15 protein-coding genes are annotated in these 15,393 nt (G+C 70.9%); 7 read left to right on the top strand and 8 right to left on the bottom strand.

The genetic code is table 11. The features are described from left to right. Genes Dfulv_RS08525 through Dfulv_RS08515 form a run of 3 tightly spaced genes read left to right on the top strand, consistent with a single transcriptional unit; the run spans position 1 to position 2,031 of the window. Entirely contained in the window at positions 1 to 654 is a 654-nt protein-coding gene (locus Dfulv_RS08525; RefSeq protein ID WP_319805831.1) for a metal-dependent transcriptional regulator, read from the top strand. Between the two features lie 6 nt (positions 655 to 660). Then, positions 661 to 1,029: a winged helix-turn-helix transcriptional regulator gene (locus Dfulv_RS08520; protein ID WP_259862097.1), complete on the top strand. Its 369-nt coding sequence runs from the start codon at positions 661 to 663 to the stop codon at positions 1,027 to 1,029. Positions 1,030 to 1,086: 57 nt separating this feature from the next. Further along, positions 1,087 to 2,031: a hypothetical protein gene (locus Dfulv_RS08515; protein WP_259862096.1), complete on the top strand. Its 945-nt coding sequence runs from the start codon at positions 1,087 to 1,089 to the stop codon at positions 2,029 to 2,031. Position 2,032: 1 nt separating this feature from the next. Here the strand turns inward: Dfulv_RS08515 and Dfulv_RS08510 are convergent, their stop codons facing one another. From Dfulv_RS08510 to lhgO, 3 genes are read right to left on the bottom strand one after another with little or no spacing between them, the layout of a single operon-like run. After that, positions 2,033 to 2,896 (bottom strand): LLM class F420-dependent oxidoreductase, encoded by an 864-nt coding sequence (locus Dfulv_RS08510; protein WP_259862095.1) that lies wholly within the window; start codon positions 2,894 to 2,896, stop codon positions 2,033 to 2,035. A gap of 25 nt (positions 2,897 to 2,921) precedes the next feature. Further along, positions 2,922 to 3,455: a hypothetical protein gene (locus tag Dfulv_RS08505; RefSeq protein WP_259862094.1), complete on the bottom strand. Its 534-nt coding sequence runs from the start codon at positions 3,453 to 3,455 to the stop codon at positions 2,922 to 2,924. Positions 3,456 to 3,495: 40 nt separating this feature from the next. Beyond that, a complete protein-coding gene (lhgO, locus tag Dfulv_RS08500; RefSeq protein WP_259862093.1) occupies positions 3,496 to 4,680 on the bottom strand; it encodes an L-2-hydroxyglutarate oxidase in 1,185 nt (394 codons plus the stop codon). Positions 4,681 to 4,733: 53 nt separating this feature from the next. On the opposite strand from lhgO, the gene Dfulv_RS08495 reads away from it, so the two are divergent. Continuing rightward, positions 4,734 to 5,753 (top strand): lysylphosphatidylglycerol synthase transmembrane domain-containing protein, encoded by a 1,020-nt coding sequence (locus tag Dfulv_RS08495; protein WP_259862092.1) that lies wholly within the window; start codon positions 4,734 to 4,736, stop codon positions 5,751 to 5,753. On the opposite strand, the gene Dfulv_RS08490 is transcribed toward Dfulv_RS08495, so the two are convergent. The 3 genes from Dfulv_RS08490 to Dfulv_RS08480 form a co-directional block, all read right to left on the bottom strand. After that, positions 5,724 to 6,455, bottom strand: a complete 732-nt coding sequence (locus Dfulv_RS08490) for an SDR family oxidoreductase (RefSeq protein ID WP_259862091.1) — start codon at positions 6,453 to 6,455, stop codon at positions 5,724 to 5,726. The two genes, Dfulv_RS08495 and Dfulv_RS08490, sit on opposite strands and share 30 nt — an antisense overlap. 116 nt (positions 6,456 to 6,571) lie before the next feature. Further along, positions 6,572 to 7,570 (bottom strand): ADP-ribosylglycohydrolase family protein, encoded by a 999-nt coding sequence (locus Dfulv_RS08485; protein WP_259862090.1) that lies wholly within the window; start codon positions 7,568 to 7,570, stop codon positions 6,572 to 6,574. A gap of 54 nt (positions 7,571 to 7,624) precedes the next feature. Further along, the gene (locus Dfulv_RS08480) at positions 7,625 to 8,170 is read right to left on the bottom strand and encodes a Uma2 family endonuclease (protein ID WP_259862089.1); all 546 of its coding nucleotides are present in this window, start codon (positions 8,168 to 8,170) and stop codon (positions 7,625 to 7,627) included. A gap of 221 nt (positions 8,171 to 8,391) precedes the next feature. Between Dfulv_RS08480 and Dfulv_RS08475 the strand changes: the two genes are divergently transcribed. Both Dfulv_RS08475 and Dfulv_RS08470 read left to right on the top strand, forming a co-directional pair. Then, on the top strand, positions 8,392 to 8,805 hold the full coding sequence (locus Dfulv_RS08475; protein ID WP_259862088.1) for a hypothetical protein: 414 nt from the start codon (positions 8,392 to 8,394) through the stop codon (positions 8,803 to 8,805). A 62-nt stretch (positions 8,806 to 8,867) separates the two neighbouring features. After that, entirely contained in the window at positions 8,868 to 9,227 is a 360-nt protein-coding gene (locus Dfulv_RS08470; RefSeq protein WP_259862087.1) for a hypothetical protein, read from the top strand. 5 nt (positions 9,228 to 9,232) lie between these two features. Here Dfulv_RS08470 and Dfulv_RS08465 read toward each other — a convergent pair whose 3' ends face one another. After that, positions 9,233 to 10,444, bottom strand: a complete 1,212-nt coding sequence (locus Dfulv_RS08465; protein WP_259862086.1) for an acyltransferase family protein — start codon at positions 10,442 to 10,444, stop codon at positions 9,233 to 9,235. A gap of 219 nt (positions 10,445 to 10,663) precedes the next feature. Between Dfulv_RS08465 and Dfulv_RS08460 the strand changes: the two genes are divergently transcribed. Further along, positions 10,664 to 12,448: a DUF1616 domain-containing protein gene (locus tag Dfulv_RS08460; protein WP_259862085.1), complete on the top strand. Its 1,785-nt coding sequence runs from the start codon at positions 10,664 to 10,666 to the stop codon at positions 12,446 to 12,448. A gap of 70 nt (positions 12,449 to 12,518) precedes the next feature. On the opposite strand, the gene Dfulv_RS08455 is transcribed toward Dfulv_RS08460, so the two are convergent. Continuing rightward, positions 12,519 to 15,359 (bottom strand): vitamin B12-dependent ribonucleotide reductase, encoded by a 2,841-nt coding sequence (locus Dfulv_RS08455; RefSeq protein WP_259862084.1) that lies wholly within the window; start codon positions 15,357 to 15,359, stop codon positions 12,519 to 12,521. Positions 15,360 to 15,393 lie beyond the last annotated feature (34 nt).

Here is a 15,393-nt window from a genome sequence, read left to right as displayed (position 1 = left end):
ATGTACCTGAAGACGATCCTGGAGCTCGAGGAGGAGGGCATCGTCCCCAAGCGGGCCAGGATCGCCGAGCGTCTGCGCCAGAGTGGCCCCACCGTCAGCCAGACCGTCGCTCGCATGGAGCGTGACGGCCTGCTGATCGTCGAGGGTGACCGCCACCTGGCGCTGACCGACGAGGGCCGCACGCACGCGGTCGCGGTCATGCGCAAGCACCGGCTGGCCGAGTTGTTGCTGGTCAACGTCATCGGCCTGCCCTATGAGGAGGCTCACGAAGAGGCCTGCCGCTGGGAGCACGTCATGAGCGACGCCGTCGAGCAGCGGGTCTACGATCTGCTCGGCCGGCCGACCCGTTCGCCCTACGGCAACCCGATCCCGGGCCTGGAGGGCCTCGAGGGCAGCGACACCGCCGACAAACTGAGCGACGCGGAGCGCAACCTGGCGTTCCCCGGGCTCGCCGGTTCGGTCGTCGTGAGCCGCATCTGCGAAAGCGTCCAGACCGACGCCGACGTGCTGCGCCAGCTGCACACCGCCGGCATCGACCCGGGCGCGACGGTCACCGTGGCGCAGGAGCGCGACGGTGTCAGCATCGACCGGGCAGGCGAGCGCATCCGGCTTCCCCGCGAGGTCGCCTCGCGCGTGTTCGTCGCCGCGCACTGACCCGCCATGCGGTCCGAGGACGGCTGCGCGCCGGCCTGCTCCGTGCAGGAGGTCGTTGATCGGGTCGCCGGCAAGTGGAGCGTGTGCATTCTCGTCGCCGCCGCTGACGGCCCGATCCGGTTCACCGAGCTGGAGCGGGCCATCAGCGGCATCAGCCGGCGGATGCTGACCCTGACGCTGCGCAACCTCGAGCGTGACGGCCTGCTGGTCCGGACCGTGTACCCGACCGTCCCGCTCCGGGTGGAGTACCGGTTGACGCCCATGGCCATGGAACTCCACTCGGCACTGGTCGCCCTGACCGCCTGGGCCGAGCGCCACCGCGCCGACGTCGCGGAGGCCCGCCGCCGCTACGACGACCGGGCGACCTCCTCCTAGGGCGATAACGACGGATTGCGCCGGTCCAGGCGTCATAGGCCGCCTTAGGCTCACGTCGTGGCCCTCGACCTTGCGTTCTCCGACGAGGTGCTGGAGAAGGCGCTCCGGATGCTCGCGGACGACGCCGACCCGCAGCCGGCGCTGGAGCTGATCGCGGCCGCCGACGACGTCCATCGCAAGGAGCACGCGGTCGAAGTGCTCGGCGTCGCCGGACAGCGGCACCTGGACCTGCTGCGCGACCTCGCCGACCGGCAGCCGTACGGGCCGGAGCGCTGGCTCCTGCTCGGGGCGTCGCTCGCCGCCGCGGCGTGGACGGCGCGCGGCACCGCCGATGGTGAGCACACCAGCCATCGGCAGCTGCGCGACCAGGAGGTCCTGGTCGGCGAGGCGCGCCGGGCCCTGCGGCGGGCGGCTGCGCTCAACCTGAGCGACCCGGTGCCGTGGAGCGAGCTCGCCGGGGTGGTGCTGGGCGCGCCGCTGTACACGAGCGAGCCGACCGACGTGTTCAAGCGGGCGATGATCCTGGCGCCGGACCTGTACCGCGCCCACACCCGCTACCTGGCCGGCCTCACCAACAAGTGGTACGGCAGCCAGGAGAGGGTCCTGGCGTTCGCCCGGACGCGGGTGGCGGAGCGGCCCGACGGCCACCCGTTCCTGGCCCTGATCGCCCTGGCCCACATCGAGGGCTACGTCGACGGCCTCCTGCGGGGCACCGTGATCACGCGGTTCTGGCGCGCCTGGCGGTACTTCGCCGACGCCGCGATCCGCCTGGAGGTCGACGCGGCCTCCGACCGGCTGCTCGCCGGAGCCGCGGCCTTCGCCGACCATCCGTGGACGATCACGGCCCATCAGACGTTCGCCGCGCTGTACCACCAGGCGAACGTTCCCGGCCGGGCCCGCCCGCACCTGCGGCTGAGCGGCACCCGGCCCGCGGTGTGGCCCTGGCGGTACTTCGGCGACCCCGAGCGGCTGTTCGCCGCCGCGGTCAGCGCGGGAAGCTGACCTACCCGCCCAGGGCCGACGCCAGCGCCCGGTACTGCACCATGGGCAGGTCGGCGGTCGGCTGCGGGCGCACGACCTGCACCGCCAGGTGGTCGGCGCCGGCGTCGTGGAAGGCGAGCGCACGCGAGCGGATCCGGTCCGGGTCGCCCCACAGGTAGAGCGCGTCGACCAGCCGGTCGCTGCCGCCGCCGGCGAGGTCGTCGTCGGTGAAGCCGAAGCGGCGGAAGTTGTTCGTGTAGTTCGTCATCGCCAGGTAGGGCTCCAGGTGGGCGCGGGCCGCGGCCCGCGCGGTCGCCGGGTCGGTCTCGACGACGACGTTGATCTCCGGGGCCAGCAGCGGGCCGGCGCCGAGCACCTCCCGAGCCGCGGCGGTGTGCTCCAGCGGCGCCATGTAGGGGTGCGCCCCGGCCGCGCGCTCCACCGCGAGGCGCAGCATCCTGGGGCCGAGCGCGGCGAGGACCCGGCGCGACGGCGGGACGGGTGTCGGCGAGGCGTCCAGGCCGTCGAGGAAGTCCACCATCGCCGCATACGGCCGGTGGTACTGGGTGATGAGCTGGCTGTGGCTCACGCCGAGCCCGAGCAGCAAGCGGCCCGGGTGGTCGCGCTCGACGGCGGCGGTCTCCGCAGCCACGTCCGAGGGCTTGTGCTGCCAGATGTTCAGGATGCCGGTGGCCACGACGACCCGCTCCGTCGCCGCCAGCAGCGGCCGCGCGTGCTCGACGCCGGGGCTGCCGCCCAGCCAGATCGCGCCGTAGCCGAGCGACTCCAGCTCCGCGGCCTGCTCCCGCTGCTGGCCGGTCAGGCCGGTGCTGCGCAGCTCCTGGCCCCAGATTCCCAGCCGTCCGATGCGTTCACCCAAGTCCATGGTTCCGACGGTAACGCCGACCGGTTCACAGACTGCTCAGGTCGATCAACTTGGCCAGCTCGACCACCTTCGGTATCGCCTCCGCGGCCTTGTCGTCGCCCGTGCCGGGGGCGAATCGCAGCGACAGCTCGATGATGCGCTTGTTGCCGGCGAGCCATCCGACCTCGACGCCCGGCCCGGCGTTGTCCGCCGCCGGGGTGGGCATCTGGTAGCCGACCAACCCGAGGCCTTGGACGGCGGCGGCGTCCTTCGGCTGGACGATCGAGCCGAAGACGTCGGCGCCGACCGTGGTGCTGCTCACCGACAGGATCAGGTCGGGGTAGCTGGCGCCCTGCGTCTGGAGCACACACGTGAAGGTGTTGTCCTGGGTCGCCGCCGCGGCCACGTTCAGGTCGAGGCCGAGCTTCGCGTTGACCATCGCGAAGTCGAGGAGCTGGCACGCGCCGCCGGCCGCGGCCGCCGGCGCCGTCGAACGCTGAGTGGCCGGCGCAGCGCCGGCGTCCCCGTCGCAGCCGCCGAGCAACAGTGCACAGAACGCGGCCAACAACACCTTTCGCACAGCGGCCCACCGTAGTGCCGACCGCGTTCGATGGAAAGCCCTACCTCCCCGGTAGCTGTGCGGTGATGTACTTCGCGATCTCCAGCGAGCTGGTCGCCGCCGGTGAGGGTGCGTTGAGGACGTGGACCTGCCGCCCCTCGGCGACGATGAGGAAGTCGTCGACGAGGTCCCCCTTGGGGGTGATCGCCTGGGCGCGGACCCCGGCCGCGGCCGGCACCAGGTCGTCGGCGGTCACGGCGGGGACGAGCCGGGCGAGGCTCGCGGCGAACCGGCGCTTCGACAGCGACCGGCGCACCTCCGTCAGCCCGTACCGCAGGTGGCGGCGGGCCAGCGCCCACAGCCCCGGGTAGGTGACGGTGTCGGCGACGTCACGGGGCCGGATGCGGCCCCACGTGTAGCCCTCCCGGGCCAGGGCGAGGACCGCGTTCGGGCCGGCGTGGACGCTGCCGTCCACCATCCGGGTGAGATGCACGCCGAGGAACGGGAACTGCGGGTCGGGCACCGGGTAGATCAGGCCGTTGACCAGGTGCCGCCGGTCCTCGCGCAGCTCGAAGTACTCACCCCGGAACGGGATGATCCGGGCGGGCGGACGGATCCCCGCCATCCGGGCGACCCGGTCGGCGTGCAGGCCGGCGCAGTTGACGAGGACGTCGGCGGTCAGGTCGCCGGTCGTCGTGCCGACCACGATCTCGTTTCCGCGGTCACGGATGCCGGTGACGGCACTGCCGGGACGCAGAGTGGCGCCGTTCTTCTCGCTGAGCGCGGCCAGGGCGACGCAGACCGCGCCGAAGTCGGCGATGCCGGTCGACGCGACATGGATGCCCTCGATGCAGGCGACCTCGGGCTCGTGCTCGCGGGCCTCCCCTTGGCTGACCATCCGCACCGGCAGGCCGTTGGCGAGCGCCCGCTCGTACAGCGCGTGCAGGCGCGGCAACTCCGACTCGTCGGTCGCCACGATCAGCTTGCCGGTGATCCGGTGCGGGATGTCGTGTTCCCGGCAGAACTCGACCATGGAGGCACTGCCGGCCTTACAGAGCGTCGCCTTGAGGCTGCCGGGCTTGTAGTACACCCCGGCGTGGATCACGCCCGAGTTGTGCCCGGTCTGGTGCACGCCCCAGGTGTGTTCCTTCTCGACCACCGTGACCTGCGCATCCGGGTGCTCCAGGGTCAGCCGGTGGGCGGTGGCGAGCCCGACGATGCCGCCACCGATGACCACGTACCGCACGCGGACTCCTTCAGCTGAGAGGGTCGCAGGCCTGCATGCTAGCGTGACCGACCGTGGGTGAGTCCGAAACGATCACCGGCGACCCTGTGCAGGACCCGGCGGTCGCTCCGACACCACCAGCCCGTCCCTGGCGTGCCAGATTGGTCAAGGCGGTCCGCATCCTGGCCGCGCTGGGCATCGTCTATTTCATCGTCGCGACCACGGTCGACCAGTGGGGCGCTGTCGAAACGACGTTCCGGAAGCTGTCGTGGCCGACGCTGGTCGCCTCGCTCGTCGCCGCCGTCGCCTCCCTGTGGGCGACGATGATGGCGTGGCGCGCGATGGTCGGCAACCTCGACCACCGGCTACGCGTCCGGGACGCCGCGCCGATCATGCTGGTCGGCGCACTGGGCAAGTATCTGCCGGGCACGGTCTGGGCCTACGTCGTGCAGATGGAGCTCGGCCGCCGGGCCGGGGTCTCCCGCGCCAAGGTGTTCATCGGTTCGGTCGTGGTGAGCGGCCTGGGCGTCGCCTGCGGCCTGATCCTGACGGCGCCCGGCTTCGGTATCGCCTTCGACGGGGCCGACGCGTCGAAGCACGACACGTTCGGGGCGATCGCGGTCTGGTCCGCGGTGATCCTCTTCCCCCTCGCCATCGTCTGTTGCTACCCGCCGCTGCTCACCTGGTTGGTCAACCGGGCGATGCGGCTGCTGCGCCGCGCGCCGCTGGACCGCCCGATCGGGTGGCGCCCGGTGCTGGAGAGCCTCGCCTGGATCGCGGCCGGCTACCTGGCCGCCGGCCTGCACGTCTGGCTGCTGGTCCGGTCCGACCTGCCCGGCTTCGACGGCTTCATGGGCAGCGTGTTCGCCATGGCGCTCGCGCTGAGCATCAGCACCTTCGTCATCGTGGCCCCGTCGGGCCTCGGCGCCCGCGAGTTCCTGATGGCGGTCGCCCTGGCCGGCCTCGGCATGTCGTGGCCGTCGGCGTGGGCGATCACGCTCGTGTCGCGGCTGCTGTTCACCCTCGCCGACGTGGCGGCGGCCGGCGTCTCCGCCGCCGTCGGCCTACGCCGGATCCGCCGCTCGGCGAGTTAGGAACGCTTCCCAGGTGACCGTGCCGAGGGCGCGGTCGGGGGCGAGGTGTCCGCCGGCGCGGTAGCCGCCGAAGATCTTGCCGGGGAGCCGGAGCGGGACGAGCGGGCGCCGTTTGCCGGCGATCCGCAGGTACGACTCGAAAAGGTCGCGAGCACTGCGCACCTCGGGGCCGGCGAAGTCCTCCAGCTCGACCCGGCCGCCCTCGGCGATCTCCGCCAGCCGGCGCGCCACGTCGCCGGTGTCGACCGGCTGAAAGGCGAACGCCGGGTAGAAACCCAGCGGCGCCTTCGTCAGCACCCGGGCGAACGCGTGCACCAGGCCGTGGAACTGCGTCGCCCGCAGAATCGAACCGCCGCTGGCGCGGATCGTCTGTTCGATGCGGTACTTGCTGCGGTAGTACGGCAGCGGCACGCGGTCGACGCCCACGATCGAGACGTAGACGAGGTGCTGGTCGTCGCGGACGGACCGCAACAGGGTGCTGGTGGTGGCTTCGTCGTGCCGGCCGTCGGTCGCCGCGTGGATGATCACGTCGGCGCCGTCGACGGCCTCCGGGATGCCGGCGCCGGTGCGCAGGTCGCCGTGCACATGGCCGGGCGCCGACCGGCTGAGCCCGCGAACGTCGTGGCCGCGGTCGCGCAGTGCCGGGACGAGCACCCGGCCGAGGGTCCCGGTCGCGCCGGTGACAAGGATTGACTTGGTCATGCGACTCCAGACGAGCCGGCGGGCGGAACGTGACAGGCTGTGAGCCGCGTCTCGTCCCGCAGGATCTCCAGGAACCGCTCGACGGTCGCCGACCTCAAGGCGATGCGACCTTCTCGTCAGCTCCAGGCCTTCGCCAGCCGGTCGAGCTCCGCGCGGTACTCGATCCGCTCGTACCACTCGGCCGGCCAGGCGTCCTCACCGTGCGCCGCGCCGGCGAAGCCGCCCGCGAGCGAGGCGATGGAGTCGGAGTCGCCGGAGGAGGCGGCTCCCCGGGCGATCGCGTCGACCGGACTGTCGGGGAAGAGCAGCAGGCAGTAGACCGCCGTCGCGAGTGCCTCCTCGGCGACCCAGCCGGCGCCGGCGGCCGAGCACGGGTCGGCGTCCGGCCCGACGTGCCGTACCGCCTCCTCGAGCCCTTCGAGGGCGGTGCGGCACTCGTCCCAGCCGTGGGCGATGAACTGCTCCGGCGACTCGACCATCGGCTGCCGCCAGAGCTGGTCGCCGAGCCAGTCCCCGCGGTACACCGTCCGCTGCGACACGCACCGTTCCCGCAGCGTCTCGGGAAGCTGCGCGATCGGCAGGCCGTCGATCAACCAGCGCACGGCGAACGCGGACAGCTCCGACGCCGCCAGCCCGGTCGGGTGGCCGTGCGTCAGCGCCGCCTGCAACTGCGCGGCACCGGCGCGCTCGTCTTCGGTGAGGCCGGGTGCGAGGCCCATCGGCGCGACGCGCATGTTGGCGCCGCAGCCCTTCGAGCCCGCGACGGTCGCCTCCCACCAGGGCTTGCCGCCGGCCATCGCGGCGCAGGCGTCCATGCAGGTGCGCCCGGGCGCCCGGTCGTTCTCGTCGCTGCTCCACCACTGCAGGAACCGGCCCCGGATCCGCGGTTCCAGCCGCTCGGCGGTGACCGGCGGCTCCTCCATCGCACTGAGCAGCCCGTCGGCGACGGCGAGGGTCATCTGGGTGTCGTCGGTGACCATCGCGCGCGGTGGTAATTCGTGCGGTCCACGCTGCCCGTACCGGCGCAGAATCTCCTCGTAGCTCAGAAACTCGGTTGGCGCGCCGAGCGCGTCGCCGAACGCGAGCCCGAACAGGGACGCTTTCACCTTCGACATGGCTTCCTCCAACCGCGGGGCGTGGCGGAAGCGTAGTCCTGTCGGGCCAGTGCTTCAGAGACCGTCCGGCACGGCTCCCGACAGCAGCTCGGCAAGGCTGGATGCGGCGATCTCCCGATAGGCTCCGCCGTCGAGCCGGAACCGCAGCACGCTCTCGTCGGGCTCGACGCGCCAGAAGTTCGGGATGCCTGCGGCCGCGTATTCGAGTGGCTTGAACCAGCGGTCGGTGCGCTCGGAGCCTTTCGACACGATCTCAACCGCGAGCAGCACCACGTCGACCGGCAGCCAGACGGTGTCCGGCGGGACCGGCCGGGTCGTCACGACCAGGTCGGGAATGCGCCCGTTGAGCTCGTCGGCCGCGGTGCGCACACCGGGGGCGAAGTTGACCCGGTCATGGAAGCCGTTGGTCTGGAACCACGTGAACAGCAACCCGCTGATCTGCTGATGCCTCCAGGTGCCCGGCGGCATGACAACGAGATTCCCTTCGACGAGCTCGAACCGATGCCGACCGTCGGCCTCGGCGATCGCAGTCACGTCGTCCAGCGTGAGGGGCCCGAGCGGCAGTTTGGGGACGGCAGTCATGCCCGGCTCCTCGCTCATGGCGGTAAGTCTAGACGTCGTTTGCGCAGCCGAGCCTACATATGGCCGTATGGCCTATGCAACTCGCGGGCAAACCACATCGGTGTCGCCGTCAGGGGCGCGGCGAGGGTGGGCGGCAATGCGCGACTCTCTACCCACGGGGGTATAGTAGCCATATGGCTACTACTGGCACGTACGTGACGTACTTGACGTACTTAGGGGGTCCGCGCATGGTGGACGGTGTGACGGTCCATTTCGACAGCTACACCGAGGCGCGTGCCCACTTCAAAGACCTGCTTGACGCGGCGGATCGGGGACGGGTGGCCACCGTGCGACGCGACAACCGCAGCACGGCGGTCGTCGACGTTGAGCGACTCCGCTACTTCATGGCCACGGTGTGCCCGTCCAATGCCCAGGTCGTCGCCGAGGGAGACGGGTGGTCCGCCTTCATACCGGGCCTGCCCGTGGCCGCCGACGGGGCGACGTTCGACGAGGCCATCAACGAGATGATCGACGCACTCCGCGAATATGCCGAGGACTGGCAGGAGCGACTGCTGGACGCACCGAACCACGCCAACAACTGGGGACTCGTCCAGTTCGTGGGCCTCAGCACCGACGAGCAGCTCCGGGTGTGGCTGGTCGGTCGCCCGCAATGAACCGGCCCGCGCCGACGCGACAGGACCACGAGAAGTTCTGCCGCGCAGAGGGGTGGACAGTGGTGCGGGATGCGCGGGGACGCACCGGCACCCACCACGTGACCTACGAGCTGGTGCTCAAGGACGGCACCGTGCTACGCACGAGAATCTCCCATCCACCGGACCGTTCGACCTACGGAGCCGGCCTCTGGACACATATTCTCCGTGACCAGCTGCGAGTGTCGGAGACGGAGTTCTGGGCGTGCGTACGAGGCGGCGAGCACCCGGACCGCGGTGAGGTCGAACAACCACGCGACTCACTGCCCGCAGACCTGGTACACCTGCTGATCACCCGGGTCGGCCTGGAGCAGTCGGTCATCGCGGCAATGTCCAGGGAAGACGCGGTGGAGCGGTTGCAGCGGTTCTGGACCGAAGGCGCCTGACCGAGTCAGGGGCGGCCGGCGCCCACCAGGACCGGGGACTCGGCGGGCCGGCGGACCTCGCGGCGCAGGGACCAGTGCTTCAGCGACAGCGCCGGCTTCTCCACGACGTGCCAGGACAGCGCGGCGAGCGCCAGCGCACCGGCGGCCGACAACACGATGTACGGCACCAGGCCCCACCGTGCGCCGCCGAACAGGGCCACCGACTGTTGCACCGGAAACGCGTAGATGTAGATGCCGTACGAGTAGTCGCGCTCCCGGCCCACCCGGTGCAGGAACGGCGGGAGGGCGCAGGCGGCCCAGATCAGCAGGTATGCGTAGGCCGGGTAACCGAACACGTAGAAGCCGCCCACGAACATCGACGACGCCAGGACCACGGCGGCGGCCAGGGCCGGCGCGGGGTGGATCGGGACGCGGTGCTGGTACAGCTGGAACACCGCGCCGAGCAGGAAGAGGAAGCCCAGGTAGATCACCGTCTGCAGGTTCAGGTAGCCGACCAGCGGGATCGGGCCCAGGATGCCCCGCTGCAGCGGATGTGTCGCCAGGCCCGACGACGGCAGCGCCAGGACGAAGTCGGTGACGATGACCGCGTACGCGCCGGCGGCGAGCACCAGGACCAGGCCGGGTGAGCGGCGGAGCACCCCGGCGGCGATCAGCGCGATCAGGCCGGCGTAGCAGCTCAGCTCGTACACCAGGCTCCACAGTGAACCGTTGAAGACACTGCCGTGGGCGAGGCGCCCGTATGGCGTCTCCGTCAGCAGGTCGCCGATCCCCCACTGGCGCGGGTTGCCGAACCAGTTGCCCCACGCGTACTGCATCGGGCCCGCCGGGTGGCCGAACAGCGACCGCAGCGAGCCGCGCGTGATCACGCTGATCAGCGGCGCCACGACAAACGCGATGACAAGCAGGCACACCCACAGCCCGGGGAAGATCCGCAGGAACCGGTGCCAGGCGAAACGCGCCGCGCCGAGGCGCTGGGCGCTCGCGGTCACCAGGAAGCCCGACAGGACGAAGAACCCGTTCACGGCCAGGGTGCCGAGGTCGGTCTGACCGTGGGTCTGCCGCAGGCCCGGGTTGCCCGCGCCGAAGCCGAGCGGCCAGGCGTGCGCGACCAGGACGGCGAAGGCCAGGCCCAGACGCAGGAAACCGAGGCTGTTCGCCTTCGGCGAGTACCGCGAACGCAGCGTCGGCAGCTGCGACCAGAAAGCGATGATCCGCACGCCAGGTCCAATCCGGTCGGGTGTCTCCACCCGCTCAACGACCCAGCCCGCACCGAGATTTGCGGATAAAAGCGGTAGACACCGAATGCCCGACTTGTTCGTTAACGGATTGTGTCAGTGGTAGCGCCACCTGAGCCGGACGCCACGCCCGGCGAGCCCCGGGACGTCCAGGTCACAGCAGGTCCGGGCAACAGGGTTCAACTACGCACGGCCGGACTGGTGACGGCCGCATGGCTGGTGGTCGTCGCGGCGTACGCCGCCGGTGTCGCCGCGATCCTCCCGCCGCTGCTGGTGGTCGCCGTCGCCGCCGTGCTCCGCGGCGGCCGGACGCTGCTCGACCGGCTGATGCTGGCGATCGGGCTGCTGTTCGGCCTCACCTGCGTCGCCGGACTCGTCTTCGCCGTCTGGCCCTGGGGCCTGCACCCCGTCGCCGTCGCCGGGACCGCGTTCACCGTCCTGATCGTCGCGGCGGCCGGCACCGGGCGCCGACCGGCACTGCCCCGGCCCCGCATCGGCGACGTGATCGCGGCCGCCGCGGTCGGCGGGGTGGCCGTGGTGCTGATCCGCCCGGTGCTGCGGGACGGTCCGGTCGGCCGGCTCGCGCGCATGCTCGACGGCGAGGACCTGGCCCGGCACACCGCGGTGTTCGACGCGATCCGCCGGACCGGCGGCTACCTGTTCGAGCAGCCGGAGGCGGCGGAGCGGCTCGTATACCGCGGCATGGTCAGCTACCCGCAGGGGTCGCACCTCCTGGCCGGGCTGCTCGACGGCTTCATGCGCTCGTCGTCGGGCGATTTCGGTAGCGGTACGAGCATGCTGACGCACTACCTGGCCTACGTCCTCGGCGGATACCTGCTGCTGACCCTCGCACTGATCTGGGCCGCCCAATGGATCGGCGCGGCCGCCCTGACCCCCTCCCGGCAGTTGCCGGTCGCCGCGTTCGTGGCCGGGTTGTGCGGCTTCGGCCCGCTCCTGGACATGGTGCGGATGGGCTACCCGAGCCAGGTCGCCGGCCTGGCCGCGGCGGTGCTGCTGCTCGCGCTGCTGGTCCGGCCGCTCGCCGGGGCGCGTCAGCAGCTGGTCCTCGTCGGGTTGCTGCTCGGCGCGGTCGGCTTCACCTACTACCTGTACCTGCCGCCGGTCGGGCTCGCCGTCCTCGTCTGGCTGTGGCGCGACCGGCACCGGGTCCTCAAGCACCGCGCCTTCGCCGGCGTGGCCGCCACCCTGGCCGTCGTCTCGGTCGTGCCGATGGCGACGGGGGTGTTCCTCGCCGGGCAGGCGGGCGTGCTGTTCACGGCCGGCTCGGTGGGCTTCGACCGCACGGTCATGGTCGTGCTGGGCGTCGCGGTGGGCGTGTCACTGTTGACGCGGCGGGCCCGTCGCAGCCGCGTCTGGCGCGGCTACGCCGTGGTGTCCGTGCCCGTCGCCGGCTTCGCCGGTGTCCTGGCCGCGGCGCAGTGGTTCGCGAGCGGCGGCAGCGGCTATTACGCCAGCAAGGCGCTGTTCCTGCTGTTCGCGCTGCTGATCGTGGGCGTCGGCGCGGTGCTGCTGCACCTGCCGCCCCCCGAACCCGGTCGTTCGGCCGTTCCCCGCTGGTCGGCGGCGGTGCTGGTGTTCATGCTCGTCATGGGCGGCTTCACGGCCGGGCCCGGCGACAACCCGTACCAGTTGACGCGAAACTGGGCGCCGGCGCGGGTGGTGCTGGAGGCTCATGCCCGCTTCACCGACGAGCCGGCCGTCCCGACGGTGATCGTCGGCGACGACGAGGGTTACGAGTCGTACCGCATGACCCTGTTCCTCCAGACGCTGCAGCGCACGTCGGGCACGATGGCGGCGGCGACGTACGAACACGAGCCGGTGTCGTCGCCGAAGCGCCTGGACGCGGTCGTGGCGCGGATCCCGGGCAGCATGCGGCTGGTGGCGTTGTCGGAGACCGCGGAGCGCCGAGCCCTGGCGGTGCGCGCCCGTCACCCGGAGCTCGACATCGAGGTCGTGCGCCTCTGACTCGGCCGGGCCCGCCAACGGCAGACCGCCCGGCTCCCTCGGGGGAGCCGGGCGGTCGTCGTTCGGGCGGTCAGCTGCAGCCGCTGGTGGAGCCGCAGCCCTCGCAGACGTAGCAGGAACCTGCCGGGCGCATCTTCGTGCCGCACGTGAAGCACAGCGGCGCGTCGGCCGCCTTGCCCTGGACCAGCTCCAGCAACTCCGTCGACGAGCCGACCTTGCGCGTCGCCGGCGTCTCGACGGGCCTGGCCGCCGTGGCCGGCTTCTCGGACTTCTCCGCCTTCTCGACCGGGGCCGAGTTGCGCATCTCGGTCAGGTCGACGTCGGCCTCGCCGGCCTCGGCGCGCAGCTGGGCCGCGCGCTCCGCCGACGTGAGAATGCCGAGCTCCGAGCGGGTGTCGAAGTCCAGGAAGTCCAGCGCCAGCCGGCGGAAGATGTAGTCCATCACCGACGATGCCAGGCGGATGTCCGGGTCGTCGGTCATGCCGGCGGGCTCGAACCGCATGTTGACGAACTTGCTGACGTAGGTCTCCAGCGGCACGCCGTACTGCAGGCCGATCGAGATCGCCACCGAGAACGCGTCCATGACGCCGGCCAGAGTCGAGCCCTGCTTCGACATCTTCAGGAAGACCTCGCCGAGGCCATCGTCCGGGTACGACGACGCGGTCAGGTACCCCTCGGCGCCGGCGACGGAGAACGAGACCGTCGAGCTGGGCCGCTTCTTCGGCAGCCGCTTGCGCACCGGCCGGTACTCGATCACCTTCTCGGTCTTCACGACCTCCTCGACGACGGGGGCCGGCTCCTCCTTCTTGGAGCTGTTCACCGCCGACAGCGGCTGGCCGACCTTGCAGTTGTCCCGGTAGATCGCGAGGGCCTTGAGGCCGAGCTTCCAGCCCTGGTAGTAGATCTCCTCGACGTCCTCGACGGTCGCCGACTCCGGCATGTTGACCGTCTTGGAGATGGCGCCGGAGATGAACGGCTGGATCGCCGCCATCATGCGGACATGCCCCATCGGCGCGATCGCACGCTCGCCCATCGCGCAGTCGAAGACGTTGTAGTGCTCGGGCTTCAGGCCGGGTGCGTCGATGACGTGGCCGTGGGCGGAGATGTGCTCGACGATCGCCTCGACCTGCTCCTCCTGGTAGCCCAGGTTGCGCAGGGCGCGCGGCACGGTCTGGTTGACGATCTGCATCGAGCCGCCGCCGACCAGCTTCTTGAACTTCACGAGAGCCAGGTCGGGCTCGACGCCGGTGGTGTCGCAGTCCATCATCAGGCCGATGGTGCCGGTGGGTGCGAGCACGCTGGCCTGCGAGTTGCGCCAGCCGTGCTTCGCACCGATCTCGTTGCCGCGCCGCCACTCCGCCGTGGCCGCCTCCTTGATCGCGGCGTCGACGGTGCCGATCGTCCGGATCGCGACGTTGGCGTCGGCGTGCTTCTGCATGACCCGCTGGTGCGGCTTGGCGTTGCGGGCGTAGCCGTCGTACGCGCCGACCACCCCGGCGATCTCGGCCGAGCGGCGGTACGCCGTGCCGGTCATCAGGCTGCTGATCGTCGCCGCGACGGCACGGCCGCCGTCGGAGTCGTACGCGAGGCCGCTGGCCATCAGCAGGGCGCCGAGGTTGGCGTAGCCGATGCCGAGCTGCCGGTACGCGCGGCTGGTGTCGCCGATCTTCTCGGTCGGGAAGTCGGCGAAGCTGATCGAGATGTCCATCGCGGTGATGACGAGCTCCACCGACTTCACGAACCGCTCGACGGCGAACGTGCCGTCGGCGTTGAGGAACTTCAGCAGGTTGAGCGAGGCGAGGTTGCAGCTGGAATTGTCCAGGTGCATGTACTCGCTGCAGGGGTTCGACGCGGTGATGCGACCGGTCTCCGGGCAGGTGTGCCAGTCGTTGATCGTGTCGTCGTACTGGATGCCCGGGTCGGCGCACTCCCACGCCGCCTGCGCGATCTTGTGGAACAGCTCCTTGCCCTTGACCGTCGACACGACACTGCCGTCGAGCCGCGACCGCAGCGCGAACTCGGTGTGGTCCTCGACCGAGCGCATGAACTCGCCGGAGACGCGGACCGAGTTGTTCGCGTTCTGGTACTGGACGCTGACGATGTCCTTGCCGCCGAGGTCCATGTCGAAGCCGGCGTCCCGCAGGGCGCGGATCTTGTCCTCTTCACGGGCCTTGGTCTCGATGAACTCCTCCACGTCGGGGTGGTCGACGTCGAGGATGACCATCTTGGCGGCGCGGCGGGTCGCCCCGCCCGACTTGATGGTGCCGGCGGACGCGTCGGCGCCGCGCATGAAGGAGACGGGGCCGCTGGCTGTGCCACCGCTGCTCAAAAGCTCTTTGGACGAACGGATCCTGGACAGGTTGACGCCGGATCCGGAGCCGCCCTTGAAGATCAGGCCCTCTTCCTTGTACCAGTCGAGGATCGAGTCCATGGAGTCGTCGACGGCGAGGATGAAGCAGGCGCTGACCTGCTGCGGGCTGGGGGTGCCGACGTTGAACCAGACCGGGGAGTTGAAGCTGAACACCTGGTGCAGCAGCATCCAGGTCAGCTCGCGACCGAAGACCTCGGCGTCCTGGTCGGTGGCGAAATAGCCGTAGTCCTGGCCGGCCTTCTGGTACGTCGACACGACGCGGTCGATGAGCTGGCGCAGCGACCGCTCACGGCCCTCGGTCCCGACGGCGCCGCGGAAGTACTTCGTCGTGACGATGTTCGCCGCGTTGACGCTCCAGCTCTGCGGGAACTCCACGCCGCGCTGCTCGAAGTTGATCGAGCCGTCCCGCCAGTTGGTCATGACGACGTCACGGGTCTCCCACGTCACCTCGTCATAGGGGTGGACACCCTCGGTCGTCCACACGCGCTCGATCCGCATCCCCTTGCGTGCCGATGCTTTGGTCTTCGTCTCCCCCGCCATCCGCGGCCCCCTCTGGTCAATGATCCTGGTTTGA

The organism is Dactylosporangium fulvum, from assembly GCF_025137375.1.
GTDB lineage: Bacteria > Actinomycetota > Actinomycetes > Mycobacteriales > Micromonosporaceae > Dactylosporangium > Dactylosporangium fulvum.
Note: the sequence above shows the minus strand (reverse complement) of the source record. Positions and strands in the feature narration are given on the sequence as shown.

Bases quoted from the DNA above. Each gene is read 5' to 3' on its own strand.
- Dfulv_RS08525 (WP_319805831.1), top strand. From the start codon at position 1: ATGTACCTGAAGACGATCCTGGAGCTCGAGGAGGAGGGCATCGTCCCC.
- Dfulv_RS08520 (WP_259862097.1), top strand. From the start codon at position 661: ATGCGGTCCGAGGACGGCTGCGCGCCGGCCTGCTCCGTGCAGGAGGTC.
- Dfulv_RS08510 (WP_259862095.1), bottom strand. From the start codon at position 2,896: ATGGACTTGGGTGAACGCATCGGACGGCTGGGAATCTGGGGCCAGGAG.
- Dfulv_RS08490 (WP_259862091.1), bottom strand. From the start codon at position 6,455: ATGACCAAGTCAATCCTTGTCACCGGCGCGACCGGGACCCTCGGCCGG.
- Dfulv_RS08485 (WP_259862090.1), bottom strand. From the start codon at position 7,570: ATGTCGAAGGTGAAAGCGTCCCTGTTCGGGCTCGCGTTCGGCGACGCG.
- Dfulv_RS08480 (WP_259862089.1), bottom strand. From the start codon at position 8,170: ATGAGCGAGGAGCCGGGCATGACTGCCGTCCCCAAACTGCCGCTCGGG.
- Dfulv_RS08455 (WP_259862084.1), bottom strand. From the start codon at position 15,359: ATGGCGGGGGAGACGAAGACCAAAGCATCGGCACGCAAGGGGATGCGG.